At 57.5% G+C, this 16,839-nt stretch carries 12 protein-coding genes; all 12 read left to right on the top strand.

Going from position 1 to position 16,839, the window contains the following annotated elements:
• Positions 1 to 23: 23 nt before the first annotated feature.
• Positions 24 to 1,442, top strand: coding sequence for a sodium:solute symporter family protein (locus M3I53_RS34230; protein ID WP_254320213.1), 1,419 nt, complete (start codon positions 24 to 26; stop codon positions 1,440 to 1,442).
• A 27-nt stretch (positions 1,443 to 1,469) separates the two neighbouring features.
• Positions 1,470 to 2,657 carry an exo-alpha-sialidase gene (locus M3I53_RS34235; RefSeq protein ID WP_254320214.1) on the top strand — a complete coding sequence of 396 codons (1,188 nt, stop codon included), beginning with the start codon at positions 1,470 to 1,472 and terminating at the stop codon, positions 2,655 to 2,657.
• Positions 2,658 to 2,761: 104 nt separating this feature from the next.
• Positions 2,762 to 3,565 (top strand): DeoR/GlpR family DNA-binding transcription regulator, encoded by an 804-nt coding sequence (locus tag M3I53_RS34240; protein ID WP_254320215.1) that lies wholly within the window; start codon positions 2,762 to 2,764, stop codon positions 3,563 to 3,565.
• A 23-nt stretch (positions 3,566 to 3,588) separates the two neighbouring features.
• Entirely contained in the window at positions 3,589 to 4,284 is a 696-nt protein-coding gene (locus M3I53_RS34245; RefSeq protein ID WP_254320225.1) for an SDR family NAD(P)-dependent oxidoreductase, read from the top strand.
• Positions 4,285 to 4,371: 87 nt separating this feature from the next.
• Positions 4,372 to 5,538 carry a mandelate racemase/muconate lactonizing enzyme family protein gene (locus tag M3I53_RS34250; protein WP_254320216.1) on the top strand — a complete coding sequence of 389 codons (1,167 nt, stop codon included), beginning with the start codon at positions 4,372 to 4,374 and terminating at the stop codon, positions 5,536 to 5,538.
• 115 nt (positions 5,539 to 5,653) lie between these two features.
• On the top strand, positions 5,654 to 6,415 hold the full coding sequence (gene tpiA / locus M3I53_RS34255; RefSeq protein ID WP_254320226.1) for a triose-phosphate isomerase: 762 nt from the start codon (positions 5,654 to 5,656) through the stop codon (positions 6,413 to 6,415).
• A 79-nt stretch (positions 6,416 to 6,494) separates the two neighbouring features.
• On the top strand, positions 6,495 to 6,971 hold the full coding sequence (locus M3I53_RS34260) for a nuclear transport factor 2 family protein (RefSeq protein ID WP_254320217.1): 477 nt from the start codon (positions 6,495 to 6,497) through the stop codon (positions 6,969 to 6,971).
• A 109-nt stretch (positions 6,972 to 7,080) separates the two neighbouring features.
• Positions 7,081 to 8,715 carry an NADP-dependent glyceraldehyde-3-phosphate dehydrogenase gene (locus M3I53_RS34265; RefSeq protein ID WP_254320218.1) on the top strand — a complete coding sequence of 545 codons (1,635 nt, stop codon included), beginning with the start codon at positions 7,081 to 7,083 and terminating at the stop codon, positions 8,713 to 8,715.
• 1,013 nt (positions 8,716 to 9,728) lie between these two features.
• Positions 9,729 to 15,209: an RHS repeat domain-containing protein gene (locus tag M3I53_RS34270; RefSeq protein WP_254320219.1), complete on the top strand. Its 5,481-nt coding sequence runs from the start codon at positions 9,729 to 9,731 to the stop codon at positions 15,207 to 15,209.
• 815 nt (positions 15,210 to 16,024) lie between these two features.
• Positions 16,025 to 16,099 (top strand): hypothetical protein, encoded by a 75-nt coding sequence (locus M3I53_RS34275; protein ID WP_254320227.1) that lies wholly within the window; start codon positions 16,025 to 16,027, stop codon positions 16,097 to 16,099.
• Positions 16,096 to 16,566: an ATP-binding protein gene (locus M3I53_RS34280; RefSeq protein WP_254320220.1), complete on the top strand. Its 471-nt coding sequence runs from the start codon at positions 16,096 to 16,098 to the stop codon at positions 16,564 to 16,566. Before M3I53_RS34275 ends, M3I53_RS34280 begins: the two co-directional genes overlap by 4 nt.
• Entirely contained in the window at positions 16,536 to 16,739 is a 204-nt protein-coding gene (locus M3I53_RS38740) for a hypothetical protein (protein ID WP_375542622.1), read from the top strand. Before M3I53_RS34280 ends, M3I53_RS38740 begins: the two co-directional genes overlap by 31 nt.
• Positions 16,740 to 16,839: the final 100 nt, after the last annotated feature.

Genomic DNA, 16,839 nt, shown 5'->3' on the forward strand with positions numbered 1-16,839 from the left:
GAAGGTCATCAGGAGACAACGTCATGGCCACCTTCAGTTATTGGGACACTGCCACCATCATTGGGATGGTCGTAGCGTACATCGTGATTACCAGTCTGTTCAGCATTCGCCTGCGCAGTAAAAATTCCGAGCAATTCATGGTGGCCGGGCGTTCGATGCCTGCGGCGGTCGTCGCTATCCTGCTCATGTCCGAATTCATCGGTGCGAAGTCCACGGTTGGAACGTCGCAAGAAGCATTTACAGCTGGCATGGCTGCTTCATGGTCGGTCGTCGCAGCCGCAATCGGTTTCCTTTTCTTTGGCCTGTTCATGGCCAAGCGCCTCTATGCGTCCGGAGAGTTCACCATCTCTGGCTTTATCGGAAAGAAATACGGTAAAGGCGCAAAACTCGTTGTCTCCGGCATCATGATTTACGCGCTGTTTCTCGTTAATGTGGGCAACTACATCAGCGGCGCGGCGGCCATCTCCACGGTCATGCGCATCAACCTGCCGACGGCCGCAATCATCACCGCCGTAGTCAGTACCGTCTACTTCGCGTGGGGAGGCATGAAGAGCGTTGCCTACCTGACGATTGTTCACAGCGCTGTGAAGCTGCTTGGAATTGCCATTCTCGTCGGTATGGCGTGGAAGCTGTCTGGCGGCATCAAGCCGATGTCGCAAACTATGCCCGCGCACTTCTTTACATGGTCCGGCGCTCTGTCAGGAGGCACGATTGGCGCGTGGATTATCGGCACATCAGGGGCTATTTTCTCGACGCAATTTATTATCCAGGCCATCTCGGCTACCAAGAGTCCCGAGGCAGCGCGTACCTCCTCGTTGATAGCCGCGTTCCTGTGCGTACCTATCGGGCTGGCACTTGGCTTTATCGGTGTGACAGCCAAATATCTGTATCCCAGCATCAATAGCCTGTACGCGCTGCCGGTGTTCCTGCAGCACATGAACCCTATCCTTGCAGGCGTTGTCACGACTTCGATTGTGGCGTCCATCTTCGTGAGCGTCTGTACGGTAGCACTGGCCATTGCGTCCCTGGTTGTGAAGGATTTCTATGTGCCGCGCTTCAATCCCACTCCTGATGTCGAACTGCGCGTGACGCGCTGGATTTCTCTGGTGGTCGGCTTCCTCCCGCTCATTTTCGTCCTGTTCGTGCCTCAGATTCTGGCGCTGTCGTTTTTTACCCGTGCGCTGCGCCTTTCAATTTCGGTTGTCGCACTGATTGGTATCTACTTTCCGTTTTTCAGTGGCAAGCGTGGCGCGGTCTCGGGCCTTGTCATCGCCACGCTCGCGACGACGATGTGGTACCTCCTCGGCAACCCGTTTGGTATCGACAACATGTACGTCGCGCTCGTCACGCCGGCAATTGTCCTTGTCGTCACCAGGCTGCTGTTCCATGGCACGGGCTCGGACCTTCACGACAAGGGACTCACGCATCGCGAGTCCCACTGACCTGACAATACATCTGAGAGAAATTTCATGAACACGAACTTCGTTGAGGCGGCGCAAGCGGTTTCGGACCATTGCGTGCGCACTGCCTACGCTGACGCAGAACGCAAGGAGGCCTTCCTTCCCACATCGTGCGTCCAGAACCACGCCGCAAATCTGCATGTCCTTGAAAACGGTGACCTGCTGTGCGCCTGGTTTGGCGGAACCCAGGAAGGCATTCCCGACGTCTCCATTTACATGTCCCGTCTCGCAGCGGGAACAGGCGAATGGTCGGCGGCCGAGAAGCTCTCGGACGACCCGACGCGCTCAGAACAGAACCCGGTGCTCTTCACGGCACCGAACGGCGAGCTCTGGCTGATTTACACCGCGCAACTCTCTGGCCATCAAAACACCGCAATTGTCCGCCGAAGAGTTTCGACGGACAGCGGGAAGACCTGGGGGCCAGTTGAAACGCTGTTCGACCAGCCGGGCACGTTTGTTCGCCAACCGATTATCGCGCTGGAAAGCGGAGCATGGATTTGTCCTATATTCCTGTGCCGTACCGAGGTGGGTGAACGATGGGTTGGCAACAATGACGTCAGCGGTGTCATGGTGTCGGACGACAAGGGTGCTTCGTGGACGCAGCATGAGGTCCCGGATAGCGTTGGCTGTGTGCATATGAACGTCCATGTTCTCCAGGATGGTTCGCTGCTCGCTCTCTACCGCAGTCGCTGGGCCGACTTCGTTTATGCGAGTCGCTCGACGGATGGTCGTGAGTGGAGCGCGCCGCAGGCGACTGACGTCCCGAACAACAATTCGTCGATACAGTTCACGGTATTGAAGAACGGCCATCTCGCGATGGTATTCAACGAAAGCGACGCTTCGCATAGCAAAGAGCGTCGCGCATCGCTTTACGACGACATCGAGGATTCGGAAGACAGCGGGGAACTGCGCGACCAGAAGGCTTCCGCGCGCGGTGCAGCTTTCTGGGGCGCGCCGCGCTCACCGATGTCTCTGGCAATCTCCGAGGATGGCGGGAAGACATGGCACCGGCGCCGCAATCTGGAAATCGGAGACGGGTACTGCATGACGAACAATTCCGCCGAACAGCGGAACCGGGAATACTCGTATCCGTCCATCGTGCAGTCCGGCGACGGCGCATTGCACATCGCGTTCACGTGGTTTCGCCAGAAAATCAAGTACGTGTGCGTCGACGAATCCTGGGTTCGCGGGCGATGAGTCTTACCCCCGCAAATCGACGGCCAGTGCGGCAATTGGATAAACTTGGTGTTCTAGACGCGCGGAACAAGGCGCGAACTCTACTGGACCAAGAATTCACGCACATGAAAGTGACCAAACGCCGTGAGGCGATGATGCAAGCAGTGCTCGGCGGGATGACGGATGTTGCGACGCTATGCGAGCACTTCGGCATGTCGGAAGCAACGGTGCGCCGGGACTTGCGCGCCCTTGCGCGGGACAACCGGATTCTTCGGACGTACGGCGGCGCCGCGGCGGTTGGCTCCCATGAGCCGGAGCCGTCTCTTGAGGAACGACGAATCAGTTCACGAGAGCAGAAGGATGCGATAGCGCAAGCAGCAAGCACGTTCGTTGAAGACGGCGACACCGTATTCCTGGACGGCGGCACAACCACCGCAGCGCTCGCCCGGCTTCTCTCGGGGCGGACATCGGTACACGTGGTCACCAACAACCTGCTGGTTGTGAGCGCGCTTGTCTCGTCGGGGGTACAGGTGACGGTCATCGGTGGCGACGTCCGGTCGACGAGCATGAGCACGCTCGGGCCGCTCGCGCAAATCGCCCTGAGTCGCCTGAGCGTCGACAAGGCGTTTCTGGGCGCCGACGGAGTGGTCGCAGAGCTTGGACTGTGCGAAGCAAGCAGCGACCAGTCGTATCTCAAGGAGTGCGTGATGCGGCAGGCAGCTCATGTGTTTGTGCTGGTCACGGCGGACAAGCTCGGACGCGCCAGTCAACAGCACTGGGCCCCGCTCGAGCGCGCCTGGACGCTTATTACCGACGACGCCGCGCAGCCGGAGCAACTCGAGCCTTTTGATGCGTTGGGACAGGTTACAGTCCGGGCGGTAAGCGTAGAAGCTGCCGCCGCGGCCAGTGGGTCTTCGCAGGTGCAATAGCAGCGGGAGGCGTCGTGGGTACATTGGAGCCGTCGAGTCCGGGTTTGCGTCACGCGGTAGTAACGGGAGCATCCTCCGGGATAGGAAGAGCCATCGTCGAGCGCCTGCTTTCCGATGGTTGGCGAGTCACCGGGCTGTGCCGCTCGCATATTGCAACGACGAACGACCTGCTGGAAATCGTGCCGGTCGATGTCAGTGATTTCGACGCGCTCGGACACGTCTGCGACGAATTGGGCCCGGTAGACGCAGTGGTGCATGCTGCCGGTTTCATGCGCACCGCGCCGCTGGGTCAGCTGTCGCTCGATGACGGAGCAGCGATGTGGCGACTGCACGTCGAAACGGCGATATATCTCGCAGACCGTCTGGCGCCCGGGATGCCGGCGGGCGGAAGAATTGTGCTGGTGGGCAGCCGAACAGCCAACGGCGCTGCGACGCGTAGCCAGTATGCCGCAACGAAGTCGGCATTAGTCGGCCTGGCAAGGTCGTGGGCAGCGGAGCTTGCTCCGAGGGGTATTACGGTGAATGTGGTGGCTCCAGGGGCGACCGACACTCCTTTCCTTCGTGACCCAGCGCGAGCGGCGACCCCTCCGAGGCTTCCTCCGATGGGACGGTTTATCTCGCCCGAGGAAGTCGCAGCGCTGACGAGTTTTTTGTTGAGTGAAGGGGCCAGTTCTATCACGGGACAGCAAATAGTCATGTGTGGCGGAGCTTCTCTTTAGGCCGGTCTCCGAGTGCTGATTAGCGCATAGTTGCTTTCAAGGTCTGTGGTCGAACCGGACGCCATCTAATTGTGAGGATGCCTAACTATGAAAATCGTCGAAATTCGCGAAAAGACAGTAGCCATCAGCTCGCCGATTCGCAATGCGTATATAGACTTCAGCAAGATGACGCTCAGCCTCGTCGCTGTCATCACTGACGTCATACGAGACGGCAAGCCGGTCATCGGCTACGGGTTTAACTCGAATGGCCGGTATGGGCAAGGGACCTTGATGCGCGAGCGCTTCATCCCACGAATTCTCGAAGCGGATTCGCAGGACCTCGTCAACGACGCCGGGGACAACTTCGACCCAGACAAGATTTGGGCGTCGATGTTTACGAACGAGAAGCCCGGGGGACACGGAGAACGCTCGGTTGCCATCGGTACCGTTGACGTGGCTATCTGGGACGCGGTTGCCAAGATTGAAGAGAAGCCGCTTTTCCAATTGCTCGCCGAGCGTTATGGCAACGGCAAACCCGAGCGCCGGGTGTTTGTCTACGCTGCTGGCGGCTACTACTATCCGGGTCAGGACCACTCGAAGCTGAAAGACGAGATGCGTAGCTACATCGACCGCGGCTACACGGTGGTGAAAAAGAAGATAGGGGGCGCTTCACTCGAAGAAGACCTCAAGCGAATCGACTCCATTCTGAGTGTCTTGCAGGACGGCCAAAAGCTTGCAGTCGATGCGAACGGCCGTTTCGACCTTGACACCGCCATCGCATACTCGAAGGCGCTTTCCCAGTATGACCTCTTCTGGTACGAAGAGCCTGGTGACCCGCTCGACTTCGAGTTGCAGGCTACGCTTCGCAACTACTACGACAAGCCAATGGCAACGGGCGAAGATTTGTTCTCGATGCAAGACGCCCGTAATCTTATTCGCTATGGGGGACTGCGTCCCGACCGGGACTGGCTGCAATTCGATTGCGCACTCAGTTATGGGCTTGTCGAATACCTTCGCACGCTGGAAATGCTTCGCCAACATGGTTGGTCACCGAGCCGGTGTATTCCTCATGGTGGTCATCAGATGTCGCTAAATATCGCTGCCGGTCTCGGGCTTGGCGGCAACGAGTCCTATCCGGATTTGTTCCAGCCTTACGGCGGCTTCCCCGACGGAGTGAAGGTCGAAGACGGTTACGTGACGCTGCCCGATTTGCCAGGGATTGGTTTTGAAGGCAAGCGCGACCTGATTGAAGAGATGCGTAAGTTGTCAGCGTAGCTTCTGCCGGACCATCCGGGGATTCACAAAGACATATGTGTTGCCAACATTGTCTGGCCGTCTCAAACCTGACTGGGTAGGTGAAATCTTGGAAACACAGCGTCAGCTTAAACCCATGCTCGTTGTTGGAAACTGGAAAATGCACGGTAGCAAAGCCGAAAACGAATCCCGTTTTGGCTTGCTCGCCGCCCGTCTTGCAGATAGCCCCCGCGTCGGAGCCGTTGTTTGCGTGCCGTTTCCCTACCTGGCTCAAGCGGAATCGGCGTTGGGGGCATCGTCAGTCGGTCTGGGAGTCCAGGACATTTCGGCTCAAGCGACGGGCGCATACACGGGCGAGGTAAGCGCTGCGATGGCTGCTGACTTCGGGTGCGGTTATGCAATCATCGGGCACTCCGAAAGGCGGTCCAATCACGCTGAGTCAGCGTCGACGATTGCAATGAAAGCGAAACGAGCCTCCGAACACGGCCTTGTCCCTATCGTCTGCGTGGGTGAGACGCTTGAAGAGCGGGAGGCGGGCCGCACAGCGCTCGTCGTCACCACGCAAGTCAACGAAGTTCTGGATTTGCTGCCTGAGGCTGGGCCGCAGAATTTCGTTATCGCCTACGAACCGTTGTGGGCAATCGGCACGGGCAAGTCGGCAAGTGGCGCCGAGGCTCAGCAGGTTCATGCCTGTATCCGAGCCTCGCTCTGCGGCCGGGCGAAGCGCCTCAAGGCAGTTCGCGTGCTTTACGGCGGTAGTGTGAAGGCATCAACGGCCGCCGACCTGTTCAGGCAACCCGACATTGACGGAGCTCTTGTAGGCGGTGCTTCTCTCGATGCCGAGGAGTTCGTCCAAATCTGTCTGGCAGCGAGTGGTGTGACATCCGCTGAAGCATGACGCTCTGCAGGGTTACGCCAGGAAATCACACCGATGCTGCTGACGCGCGTTGGAAACAGATACTCGAAGGAGACAAACGATGAACGCACGAAAGTCTGGCTTTAGCCGACGAACTGCCCTGATTGCAGTCGGAGCAGGTGTCGCTGTGGGACTCGCATCGAAAGCAATGGCTGCAGGTACGGACGAAACCAATTCAACAGATTTAGCAAATGCTGTTGAAATTCTGCGTCGCGCTCTTGTCGACGGAGATGGGGAGACTCTGACGAAACTGGCGCATGACGACCTGACTTATTCTCATTCGGACGGTCGGGTCTGGACAAAGCGTGACCTGCTCGAAAACATTGCTGGAAAGAAGCGTTACCTCGAAATTTCCGTGTCCTCGCAAACAGTCTCCGTCGTTAAACAAACGGGCATCGTCAGACATACATACGATGTGGTGAACAACTTGGGGGACGGAAAGACCAGTTCCAGCCATATCAAGGTTCTCATGTGCTGGATTAAATCAGGTAAGAACTGGCAATTGCTGGCGCGTAGTGGCACTACGGTCCCGGCCTGAGAAGGCGGGGTATAAAGGCGGAGCGGTCGACGAAGTCGTATCGCTCGCGTCTGAACGGTGCCTCGCAACTGACGGGCCACCGCGTGCTGTACGAACGTAGGAGCAAGACGTGGAACAAATCGACTTTGAGCACCTGCAGGAGTTGTTTCCGAGCGCTGACCACATTCCCGAGACCGCCCGCCTGGGCGCGCCAATTCATCAGCGAGTCTCACTCGTCGACGGCGAGCTAAAGGCGTGGGATGGCGCCTGTAAGACCGTACTGTCCCCGGTTTGTGTGCGACAGGCTTCTGGCGAAGCCGAGCAGGTCGCGATTGGCAGTTATCCAGTCATGGGTGAAGCCGAGAGCGACGCCGCTCTCGACGCGGCCGTACGCGCCTATGACCACGGTCGCGGCGAGTGGCCAACGATGACGGTCGCCGGCCGCATCGCCAGCATGCAGGACTTCATTCGTCTCATGGCGTCCAGGCGCCATGAAATTGTGAATCTGATCATGTGGGAGATTGGCAAGAGTCTTGCCGATTCGCAGAAGGAGTTCGACCGCACCGTCACCTACATGCAGGACACTATCGAGGCGCTGAAGGAGCTGGATAACGGCAATTCACGCTTTGTCATCGCTGAGGGGACTATCGGGCAGATTCGCCGCACACCGCTTGGCGTCGTGCTGTGCATGGGGCCGTACAACTATCCGCTGAACGAGACGTTTGCCACGCTCATTCCGGCATTGCTGATGGGCAACACGGTCGTGTTCAAGCCCCCGCAATATGGCACGCTCCTGTTCTTCCCGCTTCTTGAGGCGTTCCGCTCCGCCTTCCCGAAAGGTGTCATCAACACGATATACGCGCCGGGTGCGGTGGTGGTACCGCGCATGCTCGCTTCGGGAAAGATTGATGTGCTCGCCCTGATCGGCTCGAGCAAGGTCGCAGACCACCTGAAAAAACAGCATCCAAAGTCTCATCGGCTGCGTGCCGTTCTCGGACTGGATGCAAAGAACGCCGCAATTGTGCTGCCAGACGCTGACATTGACCTCGCGGTGAAGGAATGCCTGCTGGGGGCGCTATCGTTCAACGGTCAGCGGTGCACGGCGCTCAAGATGCTGATGGTGCACCGGTCAATCGTCGACACGTTTCTCGAACGTTTCAACGCAGCGCTCAAAAAGCTCAAAGTGGGCATGCCGTGGGAACAAGGTGTTTCAATTACGCCGCTGCCAGGCATGCATCGCACGGCCTATATGACACAGGCGATTGACGACGCGAAAGCAAAAGGCGCGAACGTCGTAAACGAAGGGGGCGGTGTTTTCTGCAAAACGCTTTTTTATCCCGCCGTGATTTACCCAGTCAACGAAGGAATGATGCTGTATCGTGAGGAGCAGTTCGGGCCGATCATCCCGGTCATGCCGTTCGACGACATAGAGACACCGCTTGAGTATGTCATCACATCGGACCACGGGCAGCAAGTGAGCATCTTTGGCACCGACGCGGCGCAGATTGGTGCATTGGTCGACCCGCTTGTCAATCAGGTGTGTCGCGTCAATCTCAACTGCCAGTGCCAGAGAGGTCCGGACGTCTTTCCGTTTGCAGGTCGCAAAGATTCCGCAGAAGGGACGCTCTCAGTCACCGACGCACTGCGCGCGTTCTCGATTCGTTCGATGGTCGCCGCCAAGGGAACTGACGAGAACAAGGCGCTGCTCGACGCGATGGTCACGAATCATCATTCAAAGTTCGTGAATACCGGCTTCATTTTTTAACTGTCGGCGTGCGCTCCGATTCCGCTGATTCGGTTCGCGCGTCGATGCCCCACTGGCCTTCACACCAGACGACCAGTGTGCGTTCCTTCGCATGCCCACCGAGCGGAGTTGTTCGCTCAAAGCCCGGAGGTCTGCCGCAGCTTTTTGGGCCTCCGCTCTTTTGGAGGGCGAAATGCTCATGGTAACCGTAGACGGCATCAATCTGTCACTATTGCAACAATAAATGTGCCAAAACGCACCGCTGGCTGCGAACTGCAGGTGTCGGCCAAGAAGAGTCACTTGTTTGCGCTGTTTTCGGACTCTCATGCGGCGGCTCTCTTTCAGTAAGCGGTCGCGTCCGGTTAATTGCGATTGGCCTCGCATTATCGATCGAGCCACGGAGGGAATCGCAACCAATGATCGACTATCCGGCAACTAAAATTCGAGGTGGCCAGGCGAGTCAAAGAATGGCCAGTTCGATGCCGTCGTACTCGTAAGCTGGAATACTGGGCGGGGACGTACGTCGGAAGCCTTCAGCAACGTAATCGTGGAAAGAGGGGGTGCACGGGCTTCCCAGGTTCCCGTGTCATGAATGTTAGAGGCGCCTTCCTGCGTGTTCGATCGTAGTGCGCGCGCCCCAAAACGGAGCGAACAAACATGCCATGACCATGACGGGAGGTGGCCGTATTAAACATTTGCTTGCGCGAGTGGGATGACTATACTAAAACGCAGTCCACAATCCGTGTGGCCCAGATCCGTACAATTCGCTCCAAGCGTGTGTAATAGCAAGTGAAACGGTCGTTATTCGACCCGCTCGCCGTTCTACAAGGATTGGAGGTGGCGATGAGGAAAGATCTGAAATCTGGATTTTTCATGTCGTATTGCTTCCAAGTCAAGGGTTGTGGGCGTCAGAGTATGGGCGAAGCGCCGAGGCATTGATTGAGTCGACTAATCAGATCATCGCGCAGTCAAAATCACTTGGAGCGCTTATACCTATAGGCGTGAAGCCGAGCGTTGATGGAAATAGAGCGCTGTTGGTTGCGCTGGATGCGTACAGCCAGTCCCCCTATCCTGACGATGTTGGTCCCATCGTCGCGTATCTCGACCGATATCCACACTCAGCATGGTCGACGTCACTGCTTCTGAATCTGGGCATTATCTATCGCAACACGGGTCATTTCACATTGGCCGCAGCCGCGTGGCGGAAAGCTTGGATGCAATCGCGAAGTGTGAGCGATGCACGGGGAAAGGCAGTTGCAGACGCAGCTCTCGGTGAGCTCGCGACTTACTATGCCCACATCGGCAGCCAGACCGAGCTGGATGCCCTGCTCAGCTCGGTCGGTGACAGGTCAGTCACTGGACCGGCGACCGTACAGCTCTCGAATGCCCGGTCCCAACTGGCGACCATGCGCGCTAACCCGGCATACGCTTTCCTATGCGGAGTGGTTGCCCTCCAGCGAATCTGCGCGATCGACAACAACAAACACGGTGCCGCGACGTTGATGAGCGCACGTTCGGGTCCCCAAGGTATCAATTTATCGAAGCTGTTGACTTTGGCAGACCGATCCGACCTGAAGTATCAGATGGCATTCCGCAGTCCGGGAGCCGAAGTCCCCATCCCTTCGGTCATCAACTGGAAGGTCGGGCACTACGCCGCCGTGGTCGGAAAGATCGGCGATCTTTACCGCGTGACGAATGTTGGGAAAAAAGACATGTTCGTGCGTGAATCTACGCTCGACCAGGAGGCGAGTGGCTATTTTCTTGTTCCAGCGGGAGATCTGCCACGCGGCTGGCGTTCCGTTGACGATCTCGAAGGGCAACTGGTATGGGGGCGTGGCCCCACAGGGCCCAATACGCCACCCGGCCCCGGGCCTGCGGACCCACAGGCCTTTCCGGACTCGTGCGCAGGTGACGCCCCAAATGTGGGGGTGACCACGTGGAATGTCGCTGCGATGTCCGTAAGCCTCGAGCTGCATGATCAGCTCCTGCGGTATGCGCCGCCGATAGGCCCTCCAGTCACTTTCGAGATCTTCTACAACCAGCGCGACGAGCAGGACGGAATCGCGACAATGGACTACGGCAATTTTGGTCCGAAGTGGACGTCCAATTGGATCTCATACGTCGACGAAGCCGCGATCATCGATAAGAAGAGTGGGAAGGTGACGGGGTACTCGTGGAACGTCTATCTTCCCGGCGGAAGTCTGGAAACGTACGACTTTCCCGGTGTCGAATCCGCTGAGCCCGCCCCATCGGCGCCGGGCTTACTAACTCAGGCGGTGCTAACCAAGAAGCAGTTGCCCACACAGGCCAAGGTCCAGAATCGTGAGACAGCTAACGGGGGCGTTCGACACTACGATTCGTCCGGGGTCAGTTCTGGTGCGCAGGGTGCTGGAGGGGGCAATGCGGTAGGCCCCGGCAACACCAGCGGCCAGCCTCAGGGCCTCACGTACGAATTCGTGCGGACACTGCCCGACGGGACGACGCAGATATTCGCGCAGGTAGATTGGCTAACGTCAAGCCAGACAGCACGTTACTTCCTGACACAGGTGACCGACCCGCAAGGTCATACTGTTAGCCTGACCTACGATTCCAAAATGCGCCTGACCACCATCACAGACGCGGTTGGGAGAGCCATCCACCTCAACTATGCCCAGCCGGGTGACCCAATGAAGGTGTCCAGTGTCGCCGATCCATTCGGACGGACGGCAAACTTCAGTTACTCCGCCGACGGTCATCTTCTCTCAGCGAAGGATCCCGGGGGGATTGTGTCCTCCTATGTGTGGGGCAAGGATGATTTCATCAGTCAACTTAAGACGCCTTACGGCGCGACGAAATTCATCCCGAACACAGGCGACCCGAGCGTGGACAGGAACCCGGGAGTAGGGCCCCCGCCAACGGACGCGGTGACGGGCTCGTTTTGGCGCTCGCTCATCATAACCGACCCCGAAGGTCTTACCTCGCGTGTCGACCAGCACGAAACCCTCAACGGTGTCACTGACAACGCCAGTGCGATACCCTGCCTGGGGACCGTCTCGAACAGTCAGTGCAGCGTGGACCAATCGGGTGTGAAGCAATGTCAGTGCAGTGTGGACCATTCGGTCGCGCAGCAATACCTCGCCTACCGGAATGTCTACATCTGGGATCCGTATCAGCTCTCGCTGGCGATGCTGACTCCAAACGCGGACGGCTCACCTGATTACAGTAAGGCCCGTGTCATGCACTTCCTGCATGAAACAACCGCGCCCGCTCAGCCGTCTGCGTCTTTCGTACTTGAAAGCACAAAGAATCCGCTCGAGAACCGGGTGTGGTACCTCTATCCCGGGCAGCCGCTGACAGGCGCCGGTCTCACAACCATTGGAACCAGTAACAGGCCAAGCGCGTTTGGCAGAGTCCTGAAGAGCGCAACAGAGACAACGCCACAGGTGGACCAAGTTTTCAGTGTCGCGCGCAACGATCAAGGACACGTTACGCAGTACACGGATCCGGCCGGCCGCCAATACACTGTCGGATATGAAACAAATGGCATCGATCTGAACAGTGTCGTCGTGAACTCGGGCGGGAACGCCGTGCAGTTGTTCAAGGCGTCGTACATGTACACTGAAAAGCCGCCGTGCGAAGCAGTTACCCACCTACCATACTCGATAACCGATGCTGCTGGGCAGACGACCACCTTTTGCTACAACTCCGACGCCCAGTTAATAGAGCTCACCAATGCGCTCGATCAGACAACCAAATTTGTTTTCGATCAGGCCAGCAAATTCCTGACGGCCGTACAGGTATTGCCACCGGACAGTCCGCAATATACCAATCAGCTGCAATTTACCTACGATAACTTCAACCGGCCTCTGACAGTAACCGATAGCCTGGGGATGCAAGTCAAGGTTCTATACGACGTGTACGACCGACCGACCCGGGTCACTTTTCCAGACACGACGTTCTACTCGTGGAACTACTTTCTGCACGCCCCCCCCAAATTCGCTGACCGGATAAGCGCCACCGACCGGATGGGCGAGACAACGAGCTATGAATTTGACGAGGACCGGCGGTTAACGACTATCACCGACCCGCTCAATCGTTTGACCGAATTCGGTTATTGCGGTTGCGGCGCGATTTCATCGATCACGGACCCGAAACACAACGTGACGATGTTCCAATATGACGCGGACGATCGATTGTCAGGACGTCAATACGCGGACGGAAGCGTGACTATCTATCACTATGACCCTGCCATCAGTTGGCTGGAGAGTGTGACGGACCTCAGCGACACCGGCTCCGCTTACACATACAACTCCGACAACACACTAAGCGCGGTAAGTGTTCCCGTTCCGGGGCCCAACCCAAACAGCGGGCCGCCCACGGTCCAACTCACCTACGACCCCGTTTTCGTTAGACTGAAAAGCATGACAGATCGATTCGGAGTGTCAAACTATACCTATCATCCACCGGGTACTTCCGGAGCGCTGAAGTTGTGGACGGAAACCAGCCCATACGGCGATACCGTTTCGTACCAGTACGACGCACTGGGCCGTCTATCCAGTCGCACCGTGGACGGCGTCACCCTCTCGCGGACTTACGACAACCTCGGGCGTCCCCATGTCGACACCAATCCCCTAGGTTCCTTTACATACTCGTATAACGGAACAACACGGTCTGTGACGGAGATCTACTCGAACTCCGGGCCACAGATGAGGGTCGGCTACTACGACATCAAACATGACGATTTGCCCAGGCAGGTTAGCTGGCTTGGACCTCCGCCACGTCCTCCCCGGCCTTCGCAGGCTTGTATTGATGACCGCGCCGCCCTAGTGACCGCTCAGAATCTGGAAAACGAGGATACCGAGTGGCTTAATAACAACTGCACCGCAAGCGTGCCTGGGGCAGGCACTGCTTCCGGTTCAGCGACACATCCACTACCCGGCGATGGCGGGGCACCACCACAGGACGTTGCTCAGGCATGCCAACGACTGTATTCAAACTCCACGAGCGGAAATTGCCGGCTCAACGGCCAATCGTACTGTGAGGCGGCAGCAGCGGCAGCAAACGAAGTAGCCTCTGACCAAGCGAGTATCTACACTGATTGCCCGCCGGAAACGATGCCGCCCTCGCTACTAGCTTCATTTTCGTACACCTATGACGCCGACGATCGGGTCAGGCAGATCAGCTTCGCTGGCGACAACGTCAACTTTCCTACGCTAAATGGAACACCGTCTGGCGTTGCGTCCTATTCTGTCGACTACTACTCGGACGGTACGCTTCAGGACGTAGTTCCAGATGGTCACGCACCCGGCGCCGCACAGTATGTTTACCGATACGACCCAGCGGGAAACATCATGAGCGTGCAGGTGGGCAATACCCCGCCGGTAACTTACGCATTCACCTACAACCAATTGAACGAACTTACAAATACGAGCGCACTCCCGAACTACGATCCGGACGGAAACCTGGGCGTATTCTTCAGCAATCGGTACTATTGGAATACAGCCTCAGAAGCTGGAAGCATTCCCGCCGATCTGGGTCAACCTCATTACTTTCTTACCTCCACTACGGTTACCGGCTCAGGCGTCTCATCCGCGTTCGCCTATGACGGATGGGGACGTCTGACGCAGATAAGCGACTACACACCTACCGGCGGAAGCAACAGGCGATATGTTTGGTGCGGATCTACGGTTTGTCAAGAGCACGACATGGGGGCGGCTTCTGCGTCCAATCCCGGTGGCCCTGTATCAAAAACCTATTTTCCGCAAGGGGTCCAGAACTACGGCTCATCGTACTACTACGTTTTTGACAAACTCGGTACGGTCCATCAATTGATCGACAGCAGCGGTGCGGTCGTTGCCCAATACCAGTACGACCCATACGGAAAGCGGGTCCAAGTCGGTGGAAATCTGTCGGCCGACTTCGGATTCGCCGGGCTATTCGAGCATCAGGCGAGCGGCCTCGCGTTTGCCAGATATCGTGCGTACTCGCCAACTATCGGGCGCTGGCTGAGCCGGGATCCGCTCGGTGAATTCGCAAATTTCCGGAGGGGACGAGGCACCAACGGATCACAAATTTCGACCTTCAATCTCTACAGTTATGCCCTGAACGATCCGGCAAATCTCCGTGACCCTTCCGGTTTGGCGGTGGCCGCCTTCTGGTTCGCGGAGTACGGGGCAGAAGCTGGCGTTATGTTTGGACCGTGGGGTGTCGTAGCCGGCGGCGTGATCGGGTTCGGCCTCGGTCTTTGGGGCGGCTCTCTCCTATATGACACAGTAAACCCGTCGGTCAATCAAATGGATATCCCACTGGTCGATCTACCGAACCCGCAAGCGCCGGCGAACGACACTACTGACGCCCCTCCTCAGCGACGCGAGGATTATTGCGTCGCTATCGCAGAAGCCTACCGCGAGGCATGTATGGCGCAAATTGAAGCGACTAAGGGCCATTGTGACCCAGACGATTTTGGTCATTGCATCGATGCTGCGGGCGAAGTCTATGACGAATGCAAACGAGGCGTAGTCAGTCCGGTACCCTAAAATTTTTGCGCAGAACCTTTCGTAGATGAAGTTCACTGAATCTGGTGGCCCAACGCGATGCGCGCTTATGCACTGCGGGGCATAAGCGCGCACCTTTTTTGATACCCGGTTCAACCTCGCCAAACCAGCTTTGCTGAATAGGCATCGCGCTTGGGAAAAGCCGAGGAGAAGCGCCGCGCAGCAGCATTGCGAAGTGCTGCAAAAACACCCGAACAGCTCAGCCAAGAGCGACCAGAGGCGAAAAAACAGAAGCGGCGAGCGTTGTACAACCGAGCAGGACGACAGAGTACATGGGTATCACTGGGAAAATCTCATTTAAAGCGAACGGCTACCTCAAGAACCCGACGTCGGCGCTCTATCAGGTGTGCAAAGCCAAATGGGTGCCGGTTAACACTGTAGGTGCGCAGTAGTCGTGCGGCACGCCGGTTCTCAAAACGGCGTCCACTGTTCCTCATATGTCATCGAAGCTCACGCGTCACGTCAATCGTCCGCCCTAGTTGCATCAATGATTGAGCGACGCCACCGAGCCTCTGCGGAGTGCGATTCCATAGCATGATACGCTCGATGGATGGCCTGAGGTGGAAGCTGAGAGGCCTTCAGTCAGATTTTGGAGTGCATTAAGCCGAGTCCATAGGGCGAGTGACGCTTGCACATCCGGAGCGGACGTTGCGGTGTCGCGGGCCTGAACGGCAGTTCAGGGTCGATTTTTGCCGTCCGCGACGGGCGTACGAGATCATGATTTACGTAAATCTCAATAGTCGAATGGAGACCGAACAAGGCTCACCCAGGTCGTCTCTAATCTGCTAGACAACGCAATCAAATACTCCGACAACGACACCGAGATAACGATCGACGCAACAGTTCGCGACGATCAGGTACGAATGTTGTGAGCGATAAAGGCATTGGCATCCCGGTAACGCAACTTCACCGCATGTTCGAGGCCTATGTTCAGCTTGCCGCTCCAGATGGCCGGTGGCGATCGGGTCTCGGTATCGGGCTGTCTGTCGTCCAGAATCTGGTTGATATGCATGGAGGCGGCGTCACCGCTGCTAGCGACGGAGTAGGGGAAGGATCGCGATTCACCGTTACGTTGCCGACAACGCAGGCGCGTGAATGCCAAACTGTGAACCAGACCGAATCGGCGACGCACCAGACGAGGCGGCTACGCATTCTCGTTGTCGATGACAACCGTGATGCGGCTGAATCGCTGGCGATGATCCTGCACGAGCATGAAGTCCAATGTGCTTTCGATGGTGAGGCCGCGCTTCCCATCGCACAGAGGCGTTTCACCCGGACGTCGTCATCCTCGACATCGGCCTTCCTGGCATCAGCGGCCACGACATGGCGCGGCGGCTAGGAGCGCTGCCAGAAACCGCCCATGCGGTTCTGGTCGCGCTCAGTGGATTCGGGGCACCGGAGGACGCTGCTCGATCACGCGAAGCCGGGTGCGAGCGGCATTTTGTGAAGCCCGTCAACCCCGAAACGTTGATCGACTTCTTACGCAATAACGTTCCAAAAGTCGATCTTTAGCAGGCCGCATTCGCCATCTGCTGGCAGCGACAGCTTTTCGAGATTCTCCGTGCACCACCGACAGCGCACTGCTTTGGAGTCAGGGCCCCTTCGCTCCGCG

The sequence above is a fragment of the Paraburkholderia sp. CNPSo 3272 genome, assembly GCF_024206495.1.
Taxonomy (GTDB): Bacteria; Pseudomonadota; Gammaproteobacteria; order Burkholderiales; family Burkholderiaceae; genus Paraburkholderia.